At 56.4% G+C, this 22,934-nt stretch carries 22 protein-coding genes; 6 read left to right on the top strand and 16 right to left on the bottom strand.

The features are described 5' to 3' along the window. Positions 1-5: 5 nt before the first annotated feature. The 8 genes from AM329_RS23280 to rppH form a co-directional block, all read right to left on the bottom strand. Positions 6-329, bottom strand: a complete 324-nt coding sequence (locus AM329_RS23280; protein ID WP_003862776.1) for a prepilin-type N-terminal cleavage/methylation domain-containing protein — start codon at positions 327-329, stop codon at positions 6-8. Continuing rightward, positions 314-712 (bottom strand): DUF2509 family protein, encoded by a 399-nt coding sequence (locus tag AM329_RS23275; RefSeq protein WP_003862778.1) that lies wholly within the window; start codon positions 710-712, stop codon positions 314-316. The genes AM329_RS23280 and AM329_RS23275 overlap by 16 nt, the downstream gene beginning before the upstream one ends. Further along, a complete protein-coding gene (locus AM329_RS23270) occupies positions 709-1,269 on the bottom strand; it encodes a prepilin peptidase-dependent protein (protein WP_032610062.1) in 561 nt (186 codons plus the stop codon). Before AM329_RS23270 ends, AM329_RS23275 begins: the two co-directional genes overlap by 4 nt. Further along, a complete protein-coding gene (locus AM329_RS23265) occupies positions 1,260-1,724 on the bottom strand; it encodes a prepilin peptidase-dependent protein (RefSeq protein WP_003862783.1) in 465 nt (154 codons plus the stop codon). Before AM329_RS23265 ends, AM329_RS23270 begins: the two co-directional genes overlap by 10 nt. 184 nt (positions 1,725-1,908) lie before the next feature. Further along, a complete protein-coding gene (gene thyA / locus AM329_RS23260) occupies positions 1,909-2,703 on the bottom strand; it encodes a thymidylate synthase (RefSeq protein ID WP_003862785.1) in 795 nt (264 codons plus the stop codon). 6 nt (positions 2,704-2,709) lie between these two features. Next, on the bottom strand, positions 2,710-3,585 hold the full coding sequence (lgt, locus tag AM329_RS23255; protein WP_032610063.1) for a prolipoprotein diacylglyceryl transferase: 876 nt from the start codon (positions 3,583-3,585) through the stop codon (positions 2,710-2,712). A gap of 227 nt (positions 3,586-3,812) precedes the next feature. Next, positions 3,813-6,059: a phosphoenolpyruvate--protein phosphotransferase gene (ptsP, locus tag AM329_RS23250; RefSeq protein ID WP_003862789.1), complete on the bottom strand. Its 2,247-nt coding sequence runs from the start codon at positions 6,057-6,059 to the stop codon at positions 3,813-3,815. 12 nt (positions 6,060-6,071) lie between these two features. After that, positions 6,072-6,602: an RNA pyrophosphohydrolase gene (rppH, locus tag AM329_RS23245; RefSeq protein ID WP_003862791.1), complete on the bottom strand. Its 531-nt coding sequence runs from the start codon at positions 6,600-6,602 to the stop codon at positions 6,072-6,074. 683 nt (positions 6,603-7,285) lie between these two features. Between rppH and mutH the strand changes: the two genes are divergently transcribed. The 3 genes from mutH to AM329_RS23230 all read left to right on the top strand — a co-directional run bounded on the left by mutH (position 7,286) and on the right by AM329_RS23230 (position 9,498). Beyond that, positions 7,286-7,978 carry a DNA mismatch repair endonuclease MutH gene (mutH, locus tag AM329_RS23240; RefSeq protein WP_003862792.1) on the top strand — a complete coding sequence of 231 codons (693 nt, stop codon included), beginning with the start codon at positions 7,286-7,288 and terminating at the stop codon, positions 7,976-7,978. 128 nt (positions 7,979-8,106) lie between these two features. Continuing rightward, on the top strand, positions 8,107-8,325 hold the full coding sequence (locus tag AM329_RS23235) for a YgdI/YgdR family lipoprotein (protein ID WP_003862794.1): 219 nt from the start codon (positions 8,107-8,109) through the stop codon (positions 8,323-8,325). Positions 8,326-8,457: 132 nt separating this feature from the next. Continuing rightward, on the top strand, positions 8,458-9,498 hold the full coding sequence (locus tag AM329_RS23230) for an NADP(H)-dependent aldo-keto reductase (RefSeq protein WP_003862795.1): 1,041 nt from the start codon (positions 8,458-8,460) through the stop codon (positions 9,496-9,498). Between the two features lie 93 nt (positions 9,499-9,591). Here AM329_RS23230 and lplT read toward each other — a convergent pair whose 3' ends face one another. Together lplT and aas are read right to left on the bottom strand one after the other, a co-directional pair. Continuing rightward, on the bottom strand, positions 9,592-10,785 hold the full coding sequence (lplT, locus tag AM329_RS23225) for a lysophospholipid transporter LplT (RefSeq protein ID WP_003862801.1): 1,194 nt from the start codon (positions 10,783-10,785) through the stop codon (positions 9,592-9,594). Further along, positions 10,778-12,937 carry a bifunctional acyl-ACP--phospholipid O-acyltransferase/long-chain-fatty-acid--ACP ligase gene (gene aas, locus AM329_RS23220; RefSeq protein WP_023314771.1) on the bottom strand — a complete coding sequence of 720 codons (2,160 nt, stop codon included), beginning with the start codon at positions 12,935-12,937 and terminating at the stop codon, positions 10,778-10,780. The genes lplT and aas overlap by 8 nt, the downstream gene beginning before the upstream one ends. 617 nt (positions 12,938-13,554) lie before the next feature. Here aas and galR point away from each other — a divergent pair. Then, on the top strand, positions 13,555-14,577 hold the full coding sequence (galR, locus tag AM329_RS23215) for an HTH-type transcriptional regulator GalR (protein ID WP_003862806.1): 1,023 nt from the start codon (positions 13,555-13,557) through the stop codon (positions 14,575-14,577). On the opposite strand, the gene AM329_RS23210 is transcribed toward galR, so the two are convergent. The 4 genes from AM329_RS23210 to AM329_RS23195 form a co-directional block, all read right to left on the bottom strand. Continuing rightward, positions 14,532-15,008 (bottom strand): GNAT family N-acetyltransferase, encoded by a 477-nt coding sequence (locus AM329_RS23210; RefSeq protein ID WP_023306858.1) that lies wholly within the window; start codon positions 15,006-15,008, stop codon positions 14,532-14,534. The genes galR and AM329_RS23210 overlap by 46 nt on opposite strands. Continuing rightward, on the bottom strand, positions 15,005-15,778 hold the full coding sequence (locus AM329_RS23205) for a GntR family transcriptional regulator (RefSeq protein ID WP_003862809.1): 774 nt from the start codon (positions 15,776-15,778) through the stop codon (positions 15,005-15,007). The genes AM329_RS23210 and AM329_RS23205 overlap by 4 nt, the downstream gene beginning before the upstream one ends. Positions 15,779-15,856: 78 nt before the next feature. Further along, positions 15,857-17,284, bottom strand: a complete 1,428-nt coding sequence (locus tag AM329_RS23200) for a glycoside hydrolase family 1 protein (RefSeq protein WP_032610064.1) — start codon at positions 17,282-17,284, stop codon at positions 15,857-15,859. Between the two features lie 7 nt (positions 17,285-17,291). Beyond that, positions 17,292-18,617 carry a PTS sugar transporter subunit IIC gene (locus AM329_RS23195; RefSeq protein ID WP_032610066.1) on the bottom strand — a complete coding sequence of 442 codons (1,326 nt, stop codon included), beginning with the start codon at positions 18,615-18,617 and terminating at the stop codon, positions 17,292-17,294. A 299-nt stretch (positions 18,618-18,916) separates the two neighbouring features. On the opposite strand from AM329_RS23195, the gene AM329_RS23190 reads away from it, so the two are divergent. Continuing rightward, positions 18,917-19,954 (top strand): LacI family DNA-binding transcriptional regulator, encoded by a 1,038-nt coding sequence (locus AM329_RS23190; RefSeq protein WP_023314776.1) that lies wholly within the window; start codon positions 18,917-18,919, stop codon positions 19,952-19,954. Here AM329_RS23190 and lysA read toward each other — a convergent pair. After that, on the bottom strand, positions 19,924-21,186 hold the full coding sequence (gene lysA / locus AM329_RS23185) for a diaminopimelate decarboxylase (RefSeq protein ID WP_032610067.1): 1,263 nt from the start codon (positions 21,184-21,186) through the stop codon (positions 19,924-19,926). The two genes, AM329_RS23190 and lysA, sit on opposite strands and share 31 nt — an antisense overlap. 120 nt (positions 21,187-21,306) lie before the next feature. On the opposite strand from lysA, the gene AM329_RS23180 reads away from it, so the two are divergent. Next, complete coding sequence (locus tag AM329_RS23180; protein WP_023295367.1) at positions 21,307-22,233, top strand: LysR family transcriptional regulator; 927 nt, start codon at positions 21,307-21,309, stop codon at positions 22,231-22,233. Here AM329_RS23180 and AM329_RS23175 read toward each other — a convergent pair. Further along, positions 22,228-22,920, bottom strand: coding sequence for an aspartate/glutamate racemase (locus AM329_RS23175; RefSeq protein WP_023323698.1), 693 nt, complete (start codon positions 22,918-22,920; stop codon positions 22,228-22,230). The two genes, AM329_RS23180 and AM329_RS23175, sit on opposite strands and share 6 nt — an antisense overlap. Positions 22,921-22,934 lie beyond the last annotated feature (14 nt).

Below are 22,934 nucleotides of genomic sequence, written 5' to 3'. Positions count from 1 at the left end.
CCCGACTAGCGGCTAACCGGGCAGTGCAGACGCGTTAACGCGCCCTGCCGCCCCATAGGAGAAATAAGTGTGACCGTGATGCTGACACATCCGGACTGTGTTGTCTGCCCCCGACTGACTTGCCAGCCCGGCGGGAGTGTTAATGTTGAGATCTGCGATTGATTCCACGCATGATGCCATAGCTGACGATACTGGCTAAGCGCCGCATACCGGGCTGCCAGCGCGCGATGATATCCGGATAACGCCGTCACAACCACAACCAGCAACATCATTGCCAGCAAAACCTCCACCATGCTAAATCCTTTTTGTCTGCTCAGGGTAACTGACATAGCGTACTTTCCTTAAGGGGGCAGAAATCACTCCAGCCGTGGGCGGAAAAGCGTATCTGCCCTTCCGCGATGTCCCCGCCTTGCCATAGCAACAGATCGTCATTGCCGGCAATAAGCAAAACACGCTCCCCAAACAGCCTTACACAGACCCGCAAACGCTGTGTCTGTTTGCACTGAACCTCTGGCTGTAAAGCCCATTCCTGAACGCGCCCCCACTCCAGTGCAGATTGCACGGCAGCCTGCTGGCGAACAGACAAACTCTCGCCACTTACCAGCGTGCTAAAGGTTTGCAACTGCTGATTTAATCCGGTGAGGATCAGCGTGCCGAGCACCAGCAATAGCAGGACCAGCGCCAGCGATGACATGCCCCGCTGACGATTCACAGATTAAACCCCGTTACGGTATGGCGAGCCGAAAAGGGGGCGGTCAGTTCACCTTTACGGCGGGCACGCAGCTCGATACTGATGACCGGCGCAAAGCCAGCACGATCGGTTTTAGTGACCATAAATTGCTCTATCAGGACCCGATCCGGGTCGGTGAGCTTATCCCATCCCTTACCGTCACAGGATGTGGCGCCCCGCAGCGTTTCAAGCGATCCGGACTCAAGCCGGAATCCCGTACTGTCGTTTTCTGACGCGGTGCTATCCCACTGGCCGTTGCTGTTCGCATCCCATTGCACAATCGCACATCGTCCTTGCCTGCCGATGATCATCCCCTGTCCCTGGCAATGCCCTGCACAGTATCCTGCTCTCTGAAACTGTTTACCGACCGCGAACAGACGTTGCCAGACCTCATCCTCCAGCTCCTGCTGCCCGGATTGCAGTAAAACCCCCCGCTGTAGCCCCGGTAAAAAACGTGACGTGCTGAGTAACAGAATGCTGCTTATCGTCATCGTAATCAGCACTTCCAGCAGGGAAAACCCTTTTCGATTTACTGGCATGCACCTTCTCCTGCGGCATTACATAGCCTGATACGTCCGCCATTTGAGACAATAACCCACCACCCACCAGCGCGGCTCTGCACCCGGATATGTCCGGCCCACGCGGTATCTCTTAAACCGTAAAATCCCAGCGCAGGTGTTATGTCGCTTATCGTGACCCCTGGCCACATCGGCTTCATCACGAACGGTCCGCCGCTGTCACAACCGGTCACCGCTGAACTGGCCAGACAGTTCTTTTCACCGTCGTTATACAGCGCGATCCTGTGCTCGCTGTTGTGACGGTTGGCGTCATTGCGCAAAAACACCAGGTAATCCCGCACCTGGCAGGCGGTTTGCCAAAGCCGCTGCCGCTGCTGCCAGCTGTCCCAGCCATAGAGTCCTGTGGCGCTGAGGATCACTGCCAGCGAAACGGCGATAAGGGTTTCGATAAGCGTAAAGCCTTGTTCGTTTTTCATGGCGGGAGTGTGGAGGAATAGCAGAAACGGTGCGAGCGTCAAACCAGAACTTTACGAGCCGCTTTCAGGAGATTTTCACCCGTTGCAACGCGTTGCACCATCTCTGGAAACAGGTTCGAAAAACAAAACGGGCGTGAAAAAAAACCGGCGCTAAAGAGCACCGGTTGTGTCAGGATTTGCCGTATCAGATGGCGACAGGAGCTTTAATGCCGGGATGCGGGTCGTAACCCTCAATCTCGAAATCATCAAAACGGTAATCGAAGATCGAGTCCGGTTTACGTTTGATCACCAGCTTCGGCAATGCACGCGGTTCGCGCGTCAGCTGGAGATGCGTCTGTTCCATATGATTGCTGTAGAGGTGGGTATCACCGCCCGTCCAGACAAAATCGCCCACTTCAAGATCGCACTGCTGCGCCATCATGTGCACCAACAGCGCGTAGCTGGCGATGTTAAACGGCAGGCCGAGGAACACGTCGCAGGAGCGTTGATAGAGCTGGCAGGAGAGCTTGCCGTCCGCCACGTAAAACTGGAAAAACGCGTGGCAAGGCGCCAGCGCCATTTTATCCAGTTCACCCACGTTCCAGGCAGAGACAATGATACGGCGCGAGTCCGGATCATTTTTCAGCTGGTTTATGACGGTCGTGATCTGGTCGATATGGCGGCCGTCCGGGGTAGGCCACGCGCGCCATTGCTTGCCGTAGACCGGACCCAGGTCGCCGTTCTCATCAGCCCACTCGTCCCAGATGGAGACATTGTTTTCATGTAGATAAGCAACGTTGGTATCGCCTTGCAGGAACCAGAGCAGTTCATGAATGATCGAGCGCAGATGGCAGCGCTTCGTTGTCACCAGAGGAAAGCCTTCTTGCAGATTGAAGCGCATCTGGTGGCCAAAAATGGAGAGCGTACCGGTGCCGGTGCGGTCGTTTTTCGGCGTGCCCTCGTCGAGCACTTTTTTCATCAATTCAAGATACTGTTTCATGATTCCTCAGGAAAGTTGTTGCTGTGGACGACGACGATACGCCCAAATCATCATAATGGCACCCGCGACAATCATCGGGATGGAGAGGATCTGCCCCATGCTGATGTACTGTACCCATTCACCGGTAAACTGCGCATCCGGCTGGCGGAAGAACTCGACGATGATACGAAACGCGCCGTAGCCAATCAGGAACAGACCGGAGACAGCCCCCATTGGACGCGGTTTGCGGATATAAAGATTCAGGATGATGAATAGCACCACGCCTTCCAGCGCCAGCTCATAGAGCTGTGACATATGGCGCGGCAGGACGCCGTAGGTATCGAAAATGGGCTGCCACTCAGGATGCGAAGGCAGCAGCGCGATATCCTCTGCGCGGGAGCCCGGGAACAGCATGGTAAACGGCACGCTCGGATCGACACGCCCCCACAGCTCACCGTTGATGAAATTGCCCAGACGCCCTGCGCCCAGCCCAAACGGGATTAACGGCGCAATAAAATCAGCCACCTGGAAGAAGTTGCGTTTGGTGCGTCTGGCGAAGATCACCATCACGAGGATCACACCAATCAGTCCGCCGTGGAAGGACATACCGCCGTCCCAGACGCGGAACAGATAGAGCGGGTCGTTCAGGAATACCGGGAAATTATAGAACAGGACATAACCGATGCGACCTCCCAGGAATACGCCGAGGAAGCCGGCATAAAGCAGGTTTTCCACTTCGTTCTTCGTCCATCCACTGCCCGGACGACTGGCGCGACGGCCAGCAAGCCACATGGCAAAAACGAAGCCCACCAGGTACATCAGACCGTACCAGTGCAGCGCTACAGGTCCTATTGAGAAAATAACCGGATCGAATTCCGGAAAATGCAGATAACCACTGTTCATCTGTCACCACAAGATGTTGTTATTCCGCTGAAAGTGGACAGCGGGTGAATTGCATTCCCGCCGTTGGCAGGTGCTCCAAAGTTGCGAATCATAGCATAAGGCAGGCGCGGAGGATGCGCCTGAGATGTAAAAGATGTGTATAGGGGTTCATGCGCGCAGTTCTCCCTCACCCCATCCCTCTCCCTCAAGGGAGAGGGGTCGTCCGAGCAGTCATTATTTTGTGGGGATCAGCGGCCACCGCGGATCAAACCGCCCATGCCGCGTCGCTCCATAAACGCAGCCACCTGATGGCGCACTTCGGCTGCCAGCTGTGCTTCCAGGCTACGCGCGGCCAGTTCGCGCGCCTCATCTTGTTCGATGTGACGTAACAGGTATTTCACACGCGCAACGGAACGTCCGTTCATTGACAGGTGACGGAAACCGAGACCAATCAGGATCGCCACGCACATCGGATCGCCGGCCATTTCACCGCACAGGCGCAGGTCGATATTATGCTGCTCGGCTTCGCGGGCGATCATCGCCAGGGCACGAAGCATCGCCGGATGCAGGCTATCGTAGATGCTGGCAACACGCGTATTGTTGCGATCGACTGCCAGAATGTATTGCGTTAAGTCGTTGGTACCAACGGAGATAAAATCAACGCGGGTCGCCAGCTGCGGCAACATAAAGACCATCGAAGGCACTTCAAGCATCACGCCGATACGGGGTTTAGGGATCGCATAGCCGATCATCTCTTCCACTTCGCGCCCTGCACGTTCTATCAACCGCCGCGCTTCGTCGATCTCGTCAATACTGGTGACCATCGGCAGCAAAATGCTGAGATTCCCCGTGGCCGCGTTGGCACGCAGCATGGCACGAACCTGGATAAGGAAGATTTCCGGCTGATCGAGGGTTATGCGGATCCCACGCCAGCCGAGGCAGGGATTCTCTTCACTGATGGGCATATAGGGCAGTTGCTTATCCGCGCCGACGTCCAGGGTGCGCAACGTGACGGGTTTGTCATTAAACATCTGCAACATGCCCTGATACTGCGCCACCTGCTCCTCTTCTGACGGGAAGCCGCTTTGCAGCATAAACGGTATTTCAGTGCGGTAGAGGCCGATGCCATCGATGCGGCTGCCGAGCTTCTCTTCATGCTCGGGGCTTAAGCCAGCGTTGAGCATCACCTTCACCCGCTCACCGCTCTTGAGCTGCGCGGGCAGGTTGACGTCATCTTCCGCCAGCTTGCTTAATTCATTCTCTTCGCTGATAAGACGCTGGTACTCCTGAAGGAGAACCGGTTCAGGATCCACCAGCAACTCACCACGATATCCGTCCACCACCAGCGTACGGCGATGCAGTACGGAGGGCTGAATATCCGCCCCCATCACGGTCGGAATACCGAGCGCGCGCACCATAATGGCGGCATGGGAGTTAGCAGCGCCATCGCGCACCACCACGCCCGCCAGCCTGTCCTGCGGTAATTCAGCCAGCGTCGTCGCTGAGAGTTCATCGGCCACCAGCACAAACCGGTTCGGCCAGGCGTTCGCCCCCTGAATAGTATCATCGAGGTGGAACAGCAGACGTTGCCCAAGCGCGCGTAAATCGCCGGCGCGCTCTTTCAGATAACCGTCAGTCAGCACCGCAAACTGCTCAGCAAATTTTTCAATGACCTTTTTAACCGCCCATTCTGCCACCGACCCTTTATCGACCTCGGCAAATAACTCACGACGCAAACGCGCATCGGAAAGCAGGTGTGAGTAGAGATCGAAAATAGCCGCCGTCTCTTTTTGCGCGCCAGCGGCAAAGCGTTTGCTGTAGCGACGAAACTCATTCGCCGCCTCTTCCAGCGCAGCGGTAAGCCGTTCGCGCTCAAGCGCTTCATCCAGCGTCGAGGCTTCATAGACCTGCTCCATCAGCGGGAGCGTGGCATCCATCCAGCCTTCGGCAATCGCGACGCCCGGCGAGGCCGGAAGCGCGCGGATGCGGGTATGACGATACTGCCCAAAAAGGGCTGCCAGCTGAGACTGGGAGAGGATAGCAGCCATCTGCGTTGCCAGCGTGACGAGGAAAGACTCCTCGCTTTCGTCGTACTGCCGCAACTCTCGTTGCTGGACAACAAGCACGCCAAGCAGTTGGCGGCGCTGAATAATCGGCACGCCAAGGAAAGCGCGGAACCGCTCCTCTTTGACGGAAGGGATATATTTGAAGCTGGGGTGTTTTTGCGCATCGGCAAGGTTGATTGGCTCCGCCAGTCGCCCGACCAGGCCAACAATACCTTCATCAAACGCGAGCGTGACGGTGCGTCCCCGTGGTTTTTTTAAACCGCGGGTTGCCATCAGGTAGTAGCAACGTCGGTCATGATCGGCCAGGTAGACCGAACAGACCTCGGTTTCCATCGCAAGACAGATGTCCGTCACCAGAATATTCAGCGCCTCGTTGAGGCGAGGCGCACTGGCAACCTTTTCAACTATTTCTCGCAAGCGGGTGAGCATGATTTGCGTAGCTTAACCTCTTTTACGTCGCCAGGCAGGTGCGCTCTGTGGCTTCGGAGGCGTCTCCTGAAGCTGCATCACGACACTTGCGAACTCTTTCATCACCCTACGATATACATCGCGCTTAAATGACACGACCTGACGAACCGGATACCAGTAGCTTACCCAGCGCCAGCCATCAAACTCTGGCGTGCTGCTGGTTTGCATATTGATATCTGAATCGTTGCCCACCAACTGCAAAAGAAACCACTTCTGTTTCTGGCCGATACAAACCGGCTTTGTGTCCCAACGCACCAAACGTTTCGGTAACTTGTAACGCAACCAGTTGCGGGTCGAAGCCAGAATACGAACATCTTTTCGGCTTAAACCAACCTCTTCAAACAGCTCCCGGTACATCGCTTGTTCTGGGGACTCTCCAGGATTGATCCCGCCTTGCGGGAACTGCCAGGAGTGCTGACCATATCGCCGGGCCCACATCACCTGGCCCTGACGATTACAAATTACTATTCCTACGTTTGGGCGGTAGCCATCGTCATCAATCACCGGACTACCCCAAACTAAATCTGATATATGAATGATTGTTTCACACTACAGGGAGGCGGTAAACCACTCTCTTACAGGCCTGCAACCTAATAACATTTGAATAACTCACAATTTAGTGAGGAGTTATAAACAGATGCGGGCGACAGAGACCATTTTTATTCACCTTTTCTGTGGATATAGTTGTGAAGAAGTGCGGAATTACCGATGAACAACCTTGTAACCCGGCGAAACGCCAATTTACCCTGCCAATAATAAATCATTTAAATTCATAATATTAGATTGGAATTAAGGGTGCCAGAGGCGATTAACGTGACGATCGTCACATCAAAGATCCTCCTGCTGATGAAAGATCAAACAGCGTCGGTTTTATCCACAGATTGTGCCAATAAGTTAGGCACAATTTGTGTGAAAATTCGATTTTCATCGCACGTCAAGGCTGTAAATTGAAACAGTAGTGGCAGTTATTCCCAGTTATCCCATTTTTCTGTGGATAACATGGTGTAAGATCCTGTTTATTGTCAGTGACCAGAATTGCACAACCTGTTTTTTAGCCGCGGCGCGACGGACTATAGTCTAAAAAAGATGAAATAAATCATCCACATGGAATAGGTGCACAGAAAAAGGTAAACTCTGTCCACAAGGGATAAAATATCAGCTCATTTTTTAATCAAAAGGTTGTTAGCATGCATTCTCTCGCCCCACTGCTCTCCCCTCCCGTCAGTGAAGCCCAGTTGCTGCAGCAGGCGCAACGTCTGGCAGGTTATTCACTGGGCGAGCTGGCCGTGATGGCGGGGTTGACGATACCCAACGATCTAAAGCGTGATAAGGGCTGGATCGGCGTGTTGCTGGAACGCTGGCTGGGCGCAAGCGCGGGCAGTAAACCCGAACAAGATTTTGCGGCGCTGGGGGTGGAACTGAAGACGATCCCCATCGATAGCCAGGGGCGGCCGCTGGAAACCACCTTTGTCTGCGTTGCGCCGCTCACGGGTAACAGCGGAGTGACCTGGGAAACCAGCCACGTCAGGCATAAGCTGAAGCGGGTGTTGTGGGTACCCGTTGAGGGCGACAGGCAGATCCCGCTGGCAGAGCGTCGCGTTGGCGCCCCGCTGCTCTGGAGTCCGAATGATGAAGAGGAGAGACTGCTTTCCCAGGACTGGGAAGAGCTGATGGACATGATTGTGCTGGGACAGGTTGAGCGGATCACCGCCCGGCATGGCGAAGTGCTGCAACTTCGTCCTAAAGCCGCTAATAGCAAAGCGCTCACTGAAGCGGTAGGCGCACAGGGCGAACCGATCCTCACGCTGCCGCGCGGTTTCTATCTTAAAAAGAATTTCACCGGGGCACTGCTGGCACGCCACTTCCTGTTGAAAACATAGTTTTTTACTAATTTTGCGCTCCGGCTAACATAATCTCCTCCTTTTTAAGATTTCCCCCCTTTCACCTGTCGTAATATCAGGTTATTACTACACTATGATTTGATACGAGCCAGGTGAGGATGAGAACGATGAAAAAATGGGCAGTAATTATCTCAGCAGTCGGTTTAGCGTTTGCGGTATCGGGTTGTAGCAGCGACTATGTCATGTCAACGAAAGATGGTCGTATGATCCTGACCGATGGCAAACCCGAAGTCGACGACGATACCGGTCTGGTGAGTTACCGCGATCGCGAAGGCAATCAAATGCAGATTAATCGCGACGAAGTCTCCCAGATCATCGAGCGCTAAACAGATAAAGGTCAGTAGCTTGCTGGCCTTTTTGATTTTTTCCTTCCCCTTTTGCCTTCCCTCTGCCATGTTTATATTCCTTTGTCGGGAGGTTCCTGACGCAGTCTGTATGTCTAAAAAAGGAAACCGGCTATGCATTATCATCGTATCCCCCACAGCGCTCTGGAGATCAGCCAACTGGGGTTGGGCACCATGACATTTGGTGAACAAAACAGCGAAGCCGATGCCCATGCACAACTCGATTACGCCGTCAGCCAGGGCATTAACCTGATTGACGTGGCGGAGATGTACCCCGTTCCTCCCCGCCCGGAAACACAAGGTCTTACTGAAACGTATGTCGGCAACTGGCTGGCGAAACGCGGCAATCGCGAAAAGCTGGTCATCGCCTCCAAAGTCAGCGGACCTTCCCGTAATAACGATGCCGGGATCCGCCCTAATCAGATCCTCGATCGCAAGAATATCCGTGCGGCGCTGGATGCAAGCCTCAAGCGCCTGCAAACCGACTATCTCGATCTTTATCAGGTGCACTGGCCGCAGCGTCCGACGAACTGCTTCGGTAAGCTTGGCTACACCTGGAACGAAAGTGCTCCGGCCGTTACCCTGCTGGAAACGCTGGAAGCGCTCACGGAGTGCCAGCGGGCGGGTAAGATCCGCTACATCGGCGTTTCCAACGAGACGGCGTTTGGCGTGATGCGCTATCTGCATCTGGCCGATAAACACGATCTGCCGCGCATCGTGACCATTCAGAACCCGTACAGCCTGCTGAACCGCAGTTATGAAGTGGGTCTGGCGGAGGTGACGCAGTACGAAGAGGTGGAGCTGCTCGCCTACTCCTGTCTGGGCTTCGGTACCCTGACGGGCAAATACCTGAACGGCGCGAAACCGGCTGGCGCGCGTAACACGCTTTTCAGCCGCTTCACCCGCTATAGCGGCGAGCAGACGCAAAAAGCCGTTGCGGCCTACGTGGATATCGCGAAACGCCACGGACTCGATCCGGCGCAGATGGCGCTGGCCTTCGTGCGTCGTCAGCCATTTGTGGCGAGTACCCTGCTCGGCGCAACGACGATGGATCAGTTGAAAACCAATATTGAGAGTTTCAATCTGAACCTGAGTGAAGAGGTATTAGCGGAGATAGAAGCGGTGCATCAGGTTTATACCTACCCGGCACCGTAATAAAAGCAAAACGGCAACGCACGTTGCCGTTTTTAGGGTTTTCACCCTCTCTCTGTGGGAGAGGGCCGGGGTGAGGGCATCAGGCAGCACAATTCAACGACGACGCTGCCAGACCCACAGCCCGCTAATCGCCAGCGCGAACAGCGCGCCGAATCCTACCCCGATTGCCACGACCGGCGCACCTGCTTTTACCGCCAGCGAGTAAATCCCCAGCATCAGTAACATCGCCATGTTTTCACCAAGGTTTTGCACCGCAATGGCGTTACCCGCCCCAACGGTCTGCTTGCCGCGCTCCTGCAACAGCGCGTTTAGCGGCACCACAAAGAAACCGCCTAACATGCCGATCAGCAACAGCAGGGCATAGGCAGGCAATAGGGCATGTTGCAGGGAGAAGAACAGAACGCCGACGCCAATCAGGATCCCCGCAGGCATGCAGCGCGCGACGGTTTCCAGCGTCACCAGTTTTGCCGCAGCCCCGGCCCCGACAACAATCCCGACGGCGACCATGGCATTCAGATAAGTCGGCGTGGCGTTGTCAGTAATGCCCAGCGCCACCGGCACCCACAGCACCAGCAGGAAACGCAGCGTAACGCCGGCCCCCCAGAACATGCTGGTGCCCATCAGCGAGAAGCGTGTTTCACCGTTACGCCACAGTACGCGGCAGGCGTTGAAGAAGCTGCCGGTCATGGGCCCGAAGCGCCAGGATTGCCCCGGACGCGCCACGGCCAGTTTGGGGATAAACAGGTTGGCGATCACCGCGCCACCGTACATCAGGGCGCAGATGCCAAGCGCGGCGAGCACATGCCAGTCTGCCAGTACGCCACCCGCCACCGAACCCAGCAGAATAGCCGCAATGGTGGAGGACTCCATCAGGCCGTTGGCCTTCACCAGCTTATCACCGGTGGTGAGCTCACCCAGAATACCGTACTTCGCCGGGGAGTAGGCTGCCGCACCAATGCCCACCAGTGTGTAGCCGACAAACGGGTTGATACCAAAGCAGATACTTGCCGCGCCCAGAAGCTTAAGGCTGTTGGCAAACATCATGACCCGACCTTTCGGGAAGCTGTCCGCCACCTGGCCGACAAACGGCGCAAATACGATGTAAGCACCCACAAACACCATCTGTAGGATCGGCTGGCTCCAGTCGGGATAAAACTCAGCTTTCAGCAATGCCAGCGTGGCAAACAGCAACGCGTTATCGCCGAACGCGGAAAGAAACTGGGCGGCGATAACCGCCATCATGCCTTTCGACCAAATTGAAGTGTTAGTGTGCACTGACTCACGCATTTTGCTGTTCTGCCTCTTCAACCATGCCCTTCAGGGTCACGAAATCGGGTTTACCGCTGCCCAGCACCGGTAACTGTTTGAGGTAACGAATATCGCGGGGGACCGCCAGCTCGGGGATACCGTGTTCGCGTGCATACCTGAGCAGCGCGTCACGCTTCAGTTCACCGTCTGTCGTGAAGAGCACCAGCGCCTCGCCTTTACTGGCATCACTTTTCACCACGGTCGCATGCATTTTCTCTGCTGAGACTGCGGTCGCCAGCGTCTCGACCATTTCAAGAGAGACCATTTCCCCGGCGATTTTGGCGAAGCGTTTTGCGCGTCCCTGGATCTGCACGAAGCCCTGATCGTCGAAGCGCACGATATCGCCCGTGTCGTACCAGCCCGTTTCAACCTCGCCATTGACGTTCTCAGCCGTCGGCGCCTCAAGCACCCCCGGGTTTTCCACACGCAAATAGCCGTTCATGACGTTCGGCCCTTTCAGCTGAAGACGTCCGCCGTCTTCAATACCCGGCACCGCCAGCAGACGCGCGTCCAGCCCCGGCAGAATGCGGCCAACCGTTCCGGGTTTTGCCGCCATCGGAACGTTGATGGAGACCACCGGCGCGCACTCCGTCACGCCATAGCCTTCCAGAATGCGCAGGCCAAACTTGTCCTGCCAGATTTGGCGCGTGCTGTCCTGGAGTTTTTCTGCCCCCGCCACCACGTAGCGCACGCGGAAGAAATCATACGGGTTGGCGAAGCGCGCGTAGTTTCCGAGGAAGGTGGACGTCCCGAACAGCACCGTGCAGTTACGGTCATAAACCAGTTCCGGCACAATGCGGTAGTGCAGCGGGCTTGGGTAGAGGAACACCTCGGCACCGGTCAGCAGCGGCGTAAAGAGCCCCACGGTCAGACCAAATGAGTGGAACAGCGGCAGCGCCGACATAAAGCGATCGTTGGCGGTAAAGTCAGCAATGGTTTTAATCTGTTCGACGTTCGCCAGAATGCTTTTGTGACTGTGAACCACACCTTTCGGGTTGCCTTCAGAGCCGGAGGTAAAGAGGATAATGGCATCATCCTCCGGCTGCTGCTTAACCTGCGCCAGACGCGGCATCAGCAGGTGCGCGAAAATCCACAGCTTGTCGGCGGTCGTGACGTCTGCTTTCAGATCTTCCAGGAACACCCAGCGCACCTGCGTCAGCTGTTCCGGCAGGTGCCACAGCTTGCCTTTATCCAGGAACTGGCGGGAGGTAAAGACGGTGTTGATTTGCGCCGCGGTAATCGCGCTGGAGAGCCCTTTCACGCCCGCCGTGTAGTTCATCATCGCCGGAATGCGGCCCCGGGAGACGGCACCAAAGATCACCGCCGCGCTGATACCCGCGTTTGGCAGCATCAGGCCGATCTTTTCACCCTGTTTGCTGTATTTTTCCAGGATACGCCCGACAAACAGCGTTTTGGTCAACAGCTTACGGTAGGTATCCGGCGTAAAGTTGATGTCTTCGATGCAGTTTTTCTTCGCACCGTAGCGATACTGGGCCGACAGCAACGATTCATACAGCGTTTCGCGCGGGCGAACGGCCATGCGCGCTTCCATCATAATCTGGTGCAGCATTTCCCCGGCGATTTTACGGCGGTCGCGCGCACGCGGCGCCTCGGGCATCGGCAGTGACGTCGGCGGTAATATATGCAGCGTAATTTTCGGGAACAGACGCTGCTTCACCAGCCCTTTCAGACGGCTGAAAAAGGTCAGCTCAGCCCCGTCGATGCGTAGCGGCACGACGGTGGCCTGAGACTTCGCCGCGACAAAACCGGCCCCATCGTAAATTTTCATCAGGGAGCCCGTCACTGAAATCCGCCCTTCCGGGAAGATAACCACCGGACGCCCCTGCCCAATCAGACGCACCAGATGTTTAATCATCATCGGTTTGGTTGGATCGAGCGGGACAAAATCAATCAGCGGTTTGAGCCAGCGCATGTACCATTTTTCACTAATGGAGCTGTACACCGCGAAGACGGGCCGCACGGGCAAAAACAGCGCCAGCAATACGCCATCAAGAAAAGAGACGTGATTCGGTGTGATAAGAACACGCTCGCCATAGAGTGCCTGCGTATCGCCAGTCACGCGGATGCGAAACAGGACACGAAACAGTGTGCGGAAGAACCCAAAAAGCATTTCAACTCCCTTTGCCAGCCAGTGTGAAAGGTATAAATGGTGGCAGATTACACGAGAAGTAGTGAGGGAGCGATAGCAAAAACAGAGGCGAAAAAAAACCTGCGCATCCGCGCAGGTTGGTGCAAGAGAAGAGTACGAAAACGTACCAGGAATTCTCACCAATCAATACCTCTGGGATCTTGATTGTGGCCTCCGGCGACAGGCTTCGCCAGCGGGAAAACGCAAGGGAATGAGCCGAAGTGCAACCAGGTGTGAATATTCTCTTTTGCTGTTACAGGTTGAACTTACAGGCAAAAAAAAACCTGCGTAAAACGCAGGTTGGTGTAAATCGTGTTAATCAACCGAAGTTGATTCCACCTATCAATACCTCTGGGATCTCGACTCTAGCAATTCATAACGCATCGTTGCTAACGGACAATCGCAACAGCCTGAGGCAAAGTGTAACTAAAGGTTCAGATTAACATTATTCAGACATGACTGGCCGTGTAACGATTACACCGCGAGGGATGTTCTGCTTCACGTTTGCAGAGGACGCTCACCCGCTCCCCTTGAATGCGCGCCGCTTTTCCGCAACACTAGTTAGTGTGTAAACGCTTACCCCTATAAGAAGGTATTGAATGGCGACAATTAAGGATGTGGCTCGTCTGGCCGGTGTTTCCGTCGCGACCGTCTCCCGCGTAATCAACAACTCCCCTAAAGCGAGTGATGCATCGCGCCAGGCCGTGCAGGACGCCATGGAAAACCTGAATTATCACCCTAACGCCAACGCGCGCGCCCTTGCCCAGCAGTCGACAGAAACCATCGGGCTGGTGGTCGGGGATGTATCCGATCCGTTTTTCGGTGCGATGGTCAAAGCCGTAGAACAAGTCTCTTATCACACCGGAAATTTCCTGCTGATTGGTAATGGCTACCACAATGAACAGAAAGAGCGCCAGGCCATTGAGCAGCTGATCCGTCATCGCTGTGCGGCACTGGTGGTCCATGCCAAAATGATCCCCGACGCCGAGCTGATCCATCTGATGAAACAGATGCCGGGGATGGTGATTATCAACCGTATTATTCCCGGTTTTGAAACCCGCTGCGTGGCGCTCGACGACCGTTACGGCGCATGGCTCGCAACCCGTCACCTGATCCAGCAGGGCCATACCCGAATTGGTTATCTGTGCTCCAACCACCCAATTTCCGATGCGGAAGATCGCCTTCAGGGCTATTACGACGCGCTGCGCGAAGCCGGTCTGCCCTGCAACGATCGTCTTGTGGCGTACGGAGAACCGGATGAGAGTGGCGGCGAGCAGGCGATGACCGAGCTGCTGGGACGCGGGCGGAATTTCACCGCCGTGGCCAGCTATAACGACTCCATGGCCGCCGGCGCAATGGGCGTGCTGAATGATAACGGGATCGACGTCCCGGCAGAAATTTCGCTGATTGGCTTTGATGATGTGCTGGTGTCGCGCTACGTGCGCCCTCGCCTGACAACCGTGCGCTACCCGATTGTAACCATGGCAACGCAGGCGGCAGAACTGGCGTTAGCGCTGGCCGAGCATCGCCCGCCGCCGGAAATTACTCACCTGTTCAGCCCAACCTTAGTGCGCCGTCACTCGGTGGTATCGCCCGCGGAAGCCGTGAGCGAACAGCGATAGAGATGGACGGTTTTATCCGGGTATTCCAGCGCATCGCCGATGTAGTGCCAGCCGTAACGTTCGTAGAAGTCGCGGCAGGCAGACCAGAGATGAAGCTCGTGATACCCGGCGCGTCGCGCGTAGCCGATAACATGCTGCTGAAGTTTTCCCGCCAGCCCGTTTCCCCGGGCGGCTTCATCGACATACAGCGCAGCCAGCCAGGGGTGGAGATCCTGTCGGGAAATTAAATCGCAACGCCACAGCCCAACGGTGCCCAGCAGCTGGTCATCCTCAACGGCAATAAAGGTGAGCGGTAACTCGCCCGGCGTCAGGCTGTGCTCGACAATGCTCTGGAAAAAGGCACGCGGCATACCTTCACCAAACGCGTTCCAGATCCAGTCGATCACCTGCTGTGTAAACTGCGGCGCAGCGTGAAGCGGCAGTATATTCACACCAGCTTCCCCTGGAAAAGAGGGACCGATTCGAAGAGATAGCCGTCGAAATCGGGTGCGTCTTCGTCTGACAGCTCAAGCAGGCTCTTTTTGACGTTTTCAAGATGCTGGAACATAGCCTGCCACGCCCCCATCACGTCGCGGCGGCGGAGCGCAGCGAGAATGGTTTGCCTGTCGCCGAGCCATTTCAGCCGCCATGCGCGGCTGGCGATGTGGCCGTTGAATTGCTGCCACAGTGGGCTGCTGTCCATGTGATGCCAGACGCTTTCAACGGTCGCCAGCAGCATCTGGTTTTGTGTGGCCCCCGCCAGTACAAGGTGGAACATTTTGTTGTTGTCCTGGCTGCGATCGTCTGCGGCAATCGCCCGTTGCTCCTGCTCGATGATGCGGCGCAGGTTGTCGATATCCGCCCGCGTCGCCATTTTTGCGGCAAAGGCGGCAATGTTGCTTTCAAGCAGCTGACGCGCCTGGAGAATTTCAAACGGCCCCACGTCACTGTTCAGAAAACGCTCTTCCTCGTTTTCATGCTCCTCCGGAATGCGCATCACGTACACGCCAGACCCCTGGCGAATATCCACCGTCCCCTGAAGCTCAAGCATCAGCAGCGCCTCGCGCACAATAGTGCGGCTCACGCCATACGTCTCGGCGATGTTGCGCTCCGGCGGCAGACGCGATCCCACGGGATAATGCCCCTGGATAATCTGCGCCCGTAAATCCTCGCCAATCTCCTGGTACTGTTTTTTTTCCGGCAGGATGACAGCCTTATCCACGTTTTCACCTGTGTTTTTCAGTTAATGCGCGGGCCGGACGTCCTCCCGGCCAGTTTGTGCGCTATTTTACCAGAAGGCTTACTTCCATTCATCGTCTACCCTGAGCGTCAGCACACGCTCATCGCGCAGCTGGCGGAACCAGGACGCTGATTTCTTTGCCCGCCGTGCGCGATGGTTTTCAAGGTCGATCTCAATCAGCCCGTAGCGGTTTTTAAACGCGTTCATCGGCGAGACATTGTCGGTGAAGGCCCACAGCATATAACCGTGACAGTTTGCCCCCGCCTCCCGCGCCAGCAGCGTGTAGTAGAGATGTTCGCTGATAAACGCGATGCGGTACGCGTCATCGATAATGCCGTCGCGATTGCGAAACTGCGCTTCGTTCTCCACACCCATCCCGCTTTCCGCTACAAACCAGTCAATGTTGCGATAGTCGTTTTTAATCCGCATCGCCATGTCGTAAATAATGCGCGGGAAGATCTCCCAGCCGCGGGAGGTGTTCATCCTCCGCCCCGGCAGCTCGAACGGCTCGTAGTAATACGCCGGGTGGAACGGCGTCTCCGGGTGCCAGGCGCGGGACGGGGCTTTGACGCGATGCGGGTAATAGAGGTTAATGCCCAGCTCGTCGACGGTGTTGTCGGCAATCAGCGCCAGCTCGTCAGCCGTGTAGTCCCACTGCACCTGATGCTGCGCCAGCAGGGTAAAGAGCGCCTGCGGATAGCGCCCGTGCACCAGTGGGTCGAGAAAGACGCGGTTGTAGAACAGATCGTACATCTCTGCCGCTCGCACGTCATGCGGTGCGCGCGAGCGTGGATAGGTCACTTCCGGGTTAAGAATACAACCCACTGAGCCGTCATACCCTTTCTCGCGAAACAGCTTCACCACTTTCGCCGTCGCCAGCACTTTATGGTGGTTCCACTGCATCCAGGTGCTGGTGTTCTGCTCATAGGGCCAGCGCAGTGCGTCAAGGTAGACGCGCGTCTGGACCACAATCGGCTCGTTGAAGGTAAACCAGCGGGTGACTTTGCCGTGAAAGCGCTCAAACACTTTTTCCGCATAGCGAACGAACAGCTCGACGACGTGCTTCGACGCCCAGCCGCCGTAGGTTTCCAGCAGCACGCCCGGCAATTCGTAGTGTTCCAGGCAGATCATCGGCTCAATGCCCTGACGGTGCATTTCATCGAACAGCGCGTCGTAATAGGCGGCGTACTCTTCATCTACCGTCGCATTTTCATAGTCGGTTAAAAAGCGCGACCAGTTGATCGAGGTGCGATAGTGCGTCAGGCCCGCCTGCTTCATCAGCGCCACATCTTCACGGAAGCGATTAATAAAGTCGGTTGCCACCGCCGGGCCATAGCCGTTGTGCCAGACGTGACGATCGCTCTTGTACCAGAGATCGATCCACGAATCCTGCCCTGGCTTTTTGCCGCTCCAGCCCTCGGTCTGCCAGGCCGATGCCGCCGCGCCCAGCATAAAATCCTGCGGTATAGTTATCTGTTTTATGCTCATCCGGTCCTCATGCGTTATCGGTGGCTTGTTGCAGCGCGGCCTGCCCTGCGCGGCGTGAGGCAATTTTCACAAACGGCAGATAGATAATCACCGCGGTCACGATGCAGATAAACTGGGTGATCACCGCCCCCATGGAGCCCGCGGTTGACAGCCAGGCGTTGATCAGCGGCGGCGTGGTCCAGGGCACCATCACCACGGCTTTCCCGGCAAATCCGGTCACGGTGGCAAAGTAGCCAATCGAGCCCGTCACCAGCGGCGTGATGATGAACGGGATAGCCAGGATCGGGTTGAGCATGATTGGCATCCCGAAGATCACCGGCTCGTTGATGTTAAAAATACCCGGGCCGATGGAGAGCTTAGCGATCTCCTTCATCTCTTTACGTTTGGTGGCAATCATGACGGCGATCAGCAGGCCGATGGTCAGGCCGGAGCCGCCGATGCTCATATAGACGTCCCAGAACGGCATGGTGATGATGTTTGGCACCTCTTTGCCCTGCTCGAACGCGCTCATGTTAACGGTGATTGCCCCCAGCAACAGCGGCTCGCGGATCGGCTTGATCATCTGGTTGCCGTGAATACCAATCACCCAGAACAGCTGGGCGACAAACATCAGCAGCAGGATCCCCGGCAGGCTTTGCACCACGCGCTCCAGCGGCTGTTGCACCACCTGGTAAACCGCGTCGTAGAGATACATGCCGGTAATCTGATGAAACACGAAGCCAAAGGTGGCGATGGCGGTGGTGGTGATAATGGCCGGGATCAGCGCAGAGAACGACGCGGCGACGTTCGGCGGCACCGTGTCCGGCATCCTGATTTTCAGCCCCTTGCGGTTTTCCAGCCAGCAGTAAATCTCCACTGACAGGATGGCGATAAACATGCCGAGGAACAGGCTGCGGGTATCGGAGAACTGGCGCAGCAGCACGTCTTTCACCACGTGCATCTCGCCGTCCACCAGCATTTCCACCGTGGTTGGCGTCACGCAGATAAAGCAGATCACCGCCAGCAGGCCGGGGAACAAGGACTTAATGCCGTTAATACGCCCCAGCTCAATGCCGATTAAAAACACCGCACCGATGTTGAGAAAGTTAAGCGTGGCATAGTTGAGCGCGCTGGTGATCGGCTTTAACGCCGCAAGAAACGACAGCGACTGAAAGCTCGCCAGGCCGTTTTTCGGATCCAGCACCATATTGGAGATCAGTACCGAGAACGCCCCCACAATGATGACCGGCATTAAGGTAATAAACGCAGACTTGATCGCCTGGATATAGCGATAGCTGTTGAAGGTGGTGGCAAAACTGCCCAGAGCGTCGATCAGTTTTTCCTGAAATGCCATAGGGTAATACCTCAGTAAAAGGGCTTTTATTGAATAAGATGGACAGCCGGATACTATTGGTATACCAAAAATAGCGTCCACAGGCGCTTTGTTCTGTGATTAAGCTCTCAATGAGGTAAGAGGTATTCCAGATTGCGATTTATCACCATTTTGGCATGCCAATGACAGGAATTTATCCCGCTGGCGAGGATCGTTACCGAAAAGCGTGATCGTTATGGGGTTTTGCCCTTCCCACGTCGCTTATGCGCCGGATGGTCTGTGTTAAACTGCAAACCATTACGTGGAAACAGGAATTTCGAATGGCAACAATGCTGGATGTCTCACTGCGTGCGGGCGTGTCGAAGGCCACCGTTTCGCGCGTGCTGAACGGCACAGGTCAGGTTAAAGAGAGCACGCGTCAGCAGGTATTTCGCGCGATGGAGGAGCTGGGCTATCGTCCGAACTTTCTCGCGCGTTCGCTGGCTAACCAGACCAGCAACAGCATTGGTCTTGTCGTCTCGACGTTCGACGGTTTTTACTTTGGTCGTTTGCTACAGCAGGCGTCACGGCAGACCGAAAAGCACGGAAAACAGCTGATTGTTACCGACGGTCACGACGCCCCTGAACAGGAAGAACAGGCGGTGCAGATGCTCGCCGACCGCAAGTGCGACGCCATCGTACTGTACACGCGATACATGAGCGAAAAGACGATCCTGAAGCTGATCAACAGCGTGCAGACGCCGCTGGTGATCATTAACCGTGAAGTGAGCCAGGCGGCGGATCGCTGCGTCTTCTTTGAACAGCAGGACGCGGCCTTCAAAGCGGTGGATTACCTGATAAGCCAGGGTCATCGGGAGATCGCCTGTATCACCGTCCCGATCCACACCCCAACGGGTAAAGCGCGGCTGATGGGCTACCGTAAGGCGCTGGAGAAGCACGGTATTCGTCTCGACGAGCGGCGGATTAAATACGGCGATGCAGGCATGACGCGGGGTTACGAGCTGTGCAAGGAGCTGATTGCGGAAAAGACATCGTTCAGCGCCCTGTTTGCCTGTAATGATGATATGGCCCTGGGCGCCTCCAAAGCATTACACCAGGCCGGGCTGAAGATCCCGCAGGATATTTCGCTGTTTGGTTTTGACGATGCCCCCAGCGCAAAGTGGCTGGAGCCTGCCCTGTCGTCGGTATATTTGCCGATCGACAACATGATCGTCACGGCAATCGACCAGGCGATCCGGCTGGCAAAAAACCAGCCGGTTGAAGCGATCCCGCCGTTCACCGGCACGCTGGTTTTACGCGATTCGGTGACAACAGGGCCGTGGTTTTATCAGACCAGCTCTAACGCCAGCAGCTCCTGAATGGTCTGGCGACGGCGAATCAGCCGCGCCACGCCGTTATCAAGCAGCACTTCCGGCAGCAGCGGGCGGCTATTGTAGTTGGAAGACATAGACGCCCCGTACGCACCGGTATCATGCAGCACCAGATAATCTCCCGGTTTTACCTCTGGCAGCGAACGGGTTTCGACTTTCCCGCCTTCCTGCTGAGTAAAGACGTCACCGGATTCACACAGCGGGCCGGCAACAACGGTCTCGATGCGCGGCGCGTTGACCAGATCGCGGCCATCGGCGGCAAGCGCGGTAATGTGATGATAGCTGCCGTACATGGACGGGCGCATCAGGTCGTTGAAGCCAGCATCAATCAGCACAAAGTGACGGCTTCCCATCTCCTTCACGCTCCGCACCTGCGCCACCAGCACGCCAGCTTCGGCGACCAGGAAACGACCCGGCTCAATCTCCAGCTTCACCGCATGGCCCAGATGGGCAGCGATCCTGTCACGCGCGGCGCTCCACAGGCCGTAATAGTGATCCGTGTCGATCGCCTCTTCTCCTTCGCGGTAAGGGATCGAAAGCCCTCCCCCGGCGGAGATCGCCTCCAGATCCTGACCAAAATCGATAACCTGACGCACCATTGCGCCACAGACCTGCTCAAGATGGCCATAATCCACGCCGGACCCGATATGCATGTGAATGCCCACCAGCTTGAGGTTGTAGCGTTGTAAAACCTCCAGCGCCGCAGGCATATCGGCATACCAGATCCCGTGTTTACTGTTTTCGCCCCCGGTGTTGGTTTTCTGACTGTGGCCGTGACCAAAGCCCGGGTTGACGCGCAGCCAGACGCGATGGCCAGGAGAGACCTGCCCAAGCTGTTCCAGCATATCCACCGAACCAGCATTGACCGGGATTTGCAGCTCGTGCACGCGCGCCAGCGTGGCGTCGTCTATCAGGTCAGCGGTGAAGACGATCGCGTCGCTGTCGGCTTTCGGATCAAACCCGGCCGCCAGCGCACGTTCGATCTCACCCAGCGATACGGAGTCAACCTTCACGCCCTGCTCGCGCATCAGGCGCAGAATATGAATATTGGAGCAGGCCTTCTGCGCAAAACGCACCACGTCAAACTGATGCAGCGCGGCGATCTTCTCGCGGACAATCTGCGCATCGTAAACCCACACCGGACAGCCGAATTCGGCAGGCAGGCGCAGCAGGTTATCGGCGTTTAAATCGGTTTCGGTCTGGTTGAGCGGGCGTGGCATGGTCGTCTCCGGAAATCTGTTTTTTATCATTACGCCATAGCCTGAAGAGAATAAAAAATATCGTTTTATCGTGAGTCTATGCAAAAATGATATGGAACACGCTCAGCCATCAGGTGCCCTATGCCCGCCGTTAACCTACGCCATATCGAGATTTTTCATGCGGTGATGACCACCGGCAATCTCACTGAAGCCGCGCACATGCTGCACACCTCGCAGCCGACGGTCAGCCGCGAGCTGGCGCGTTTTGAGAAAGTGCTGGGGCTGAAGCTGTTTGAACGCACCCGCGGCAGGCTGCATCCAACGGTGCAGGGTTTACGTCTGTTTGAGGAGGTTCAGCGCTCCTGGTACGGGCTGGACAGGATCGTGAGCGCGGCAGAGAGCCTGAGGGAGTTCCGCCAGGGCGAACTGTCCATCGTCTGCCTGCCGGTCTTTTCCCAGTCATTCCTGCCGGTACTGTTACAGCCGTTTCTGGCCCGCTATCCGGAGGTCAGCCTGACCATCGTGCCGCAGGAGTCGCCGCTGCTGGAGGAGTGGCTTTCGGCCCAGCGCCACGATCTGGGTCTGACTGAAACCCTCGTCACGCCAGCGGGAACGGAACGCACGGAGCTGCTGTCGCTGGATGAGGTCTGCGTGCTGCCTGCCAGCCACCCGCTTGCCCACAAAACCGTGCTGACACCGGCGGATTTTCACGGTGAGAACTATATCAGCCTGTCGCAGACCGACAGCTACCGGCAGCTTCTGGATGGCCTGTTTGCCGAACATCAGGTGAAGCGGCGGATGGTGATGGAAACGCACAGTGCGGCGTCAATTTGCGCGATGGTGCGCGCGGGCGTGGGTATTTCGGTGGTGAACCCGCTCACGGCCATGGACTACGCCAGCAGCGGCGTGGTTCTGCGCCGTTTTAGCGTTTCCGTTCCCTTTACCGTGAGCCTGATCCGCCCGCTGCACCGGCCCGCCTCAGCGCTGGTTGATGCCTTTAGTGAACATCTGATTGCGCACGCGCGTCAGGTGGCGCTTCGCTTACCTGACCTGCAAAAACCTTTATGACAGCATAAACTCCACCGCATCCGCGGCATGGATGGCGGCGGTATCGAAGACCGGTATCGGGCTTCGGTCTGCCGGCACCAGCAGACCGATTTCGGTACAGCCGAAGATGACCCCTTCCGCTCCCTGCTGCGCCAGTTTCTCTATCACGCTGACGTACCAGGCGCGCGAAGCTTCGCTGAAGGTGCCCAGACACAGCTCATCAAAAATAATCTGGTTAATGCGCGCCCGGTCAGCCTCCTCCGGGATCAGGCTTTCAATCCCGAACTGGCTGCTCAGCCGCCCGCGGTAAAAATCCTGTTCCATGGTGTAGCGCGTCCCCAGCAGCGCCACGCGCGTCATGCCGGCGGTACGTATGGCACGCCCGGTGGCATCCGCGATATGTAAGAACGGCAGCGAACAGCGGTCTTCAATGTGCGACGCCACCTTATGCATGGTGTTGGTACACAGCAGAATACCCTGCGCGCCCGCACGCTCCAGCCCGAGCGCGGCGTCCGCCAGTATCTGCCCCGCTTTGTCCCACTCCCCGCTCGACTGGCAGGCTTCTATTTCATGGAAATCCACGCTGTGCAGCAGCAGGCTGGCCGAATGCAGACCGCCCATACGCTGTTTAACGCCTTCATTAATCAGGCGGTAGTACGGGATCGTTGATTCCCAGCTCATGCCCCCTAACAGACCGATCGTTTTCATCTTTCCTCCTGTGC

This window comes from Enterobacter cloacae complex sp. AR_0002 (assembly GCF_001922365.1).
GTDB lineage: Bacteria > Pseudomonadota > Gammaproteobacteria > Enterobacterales > Enterobacteriaceae > Enterobacter > Enterobacter hormaechei_C.
This window is presented reverse-complemented; position numbering and strand designations above follow the sequence as displayed.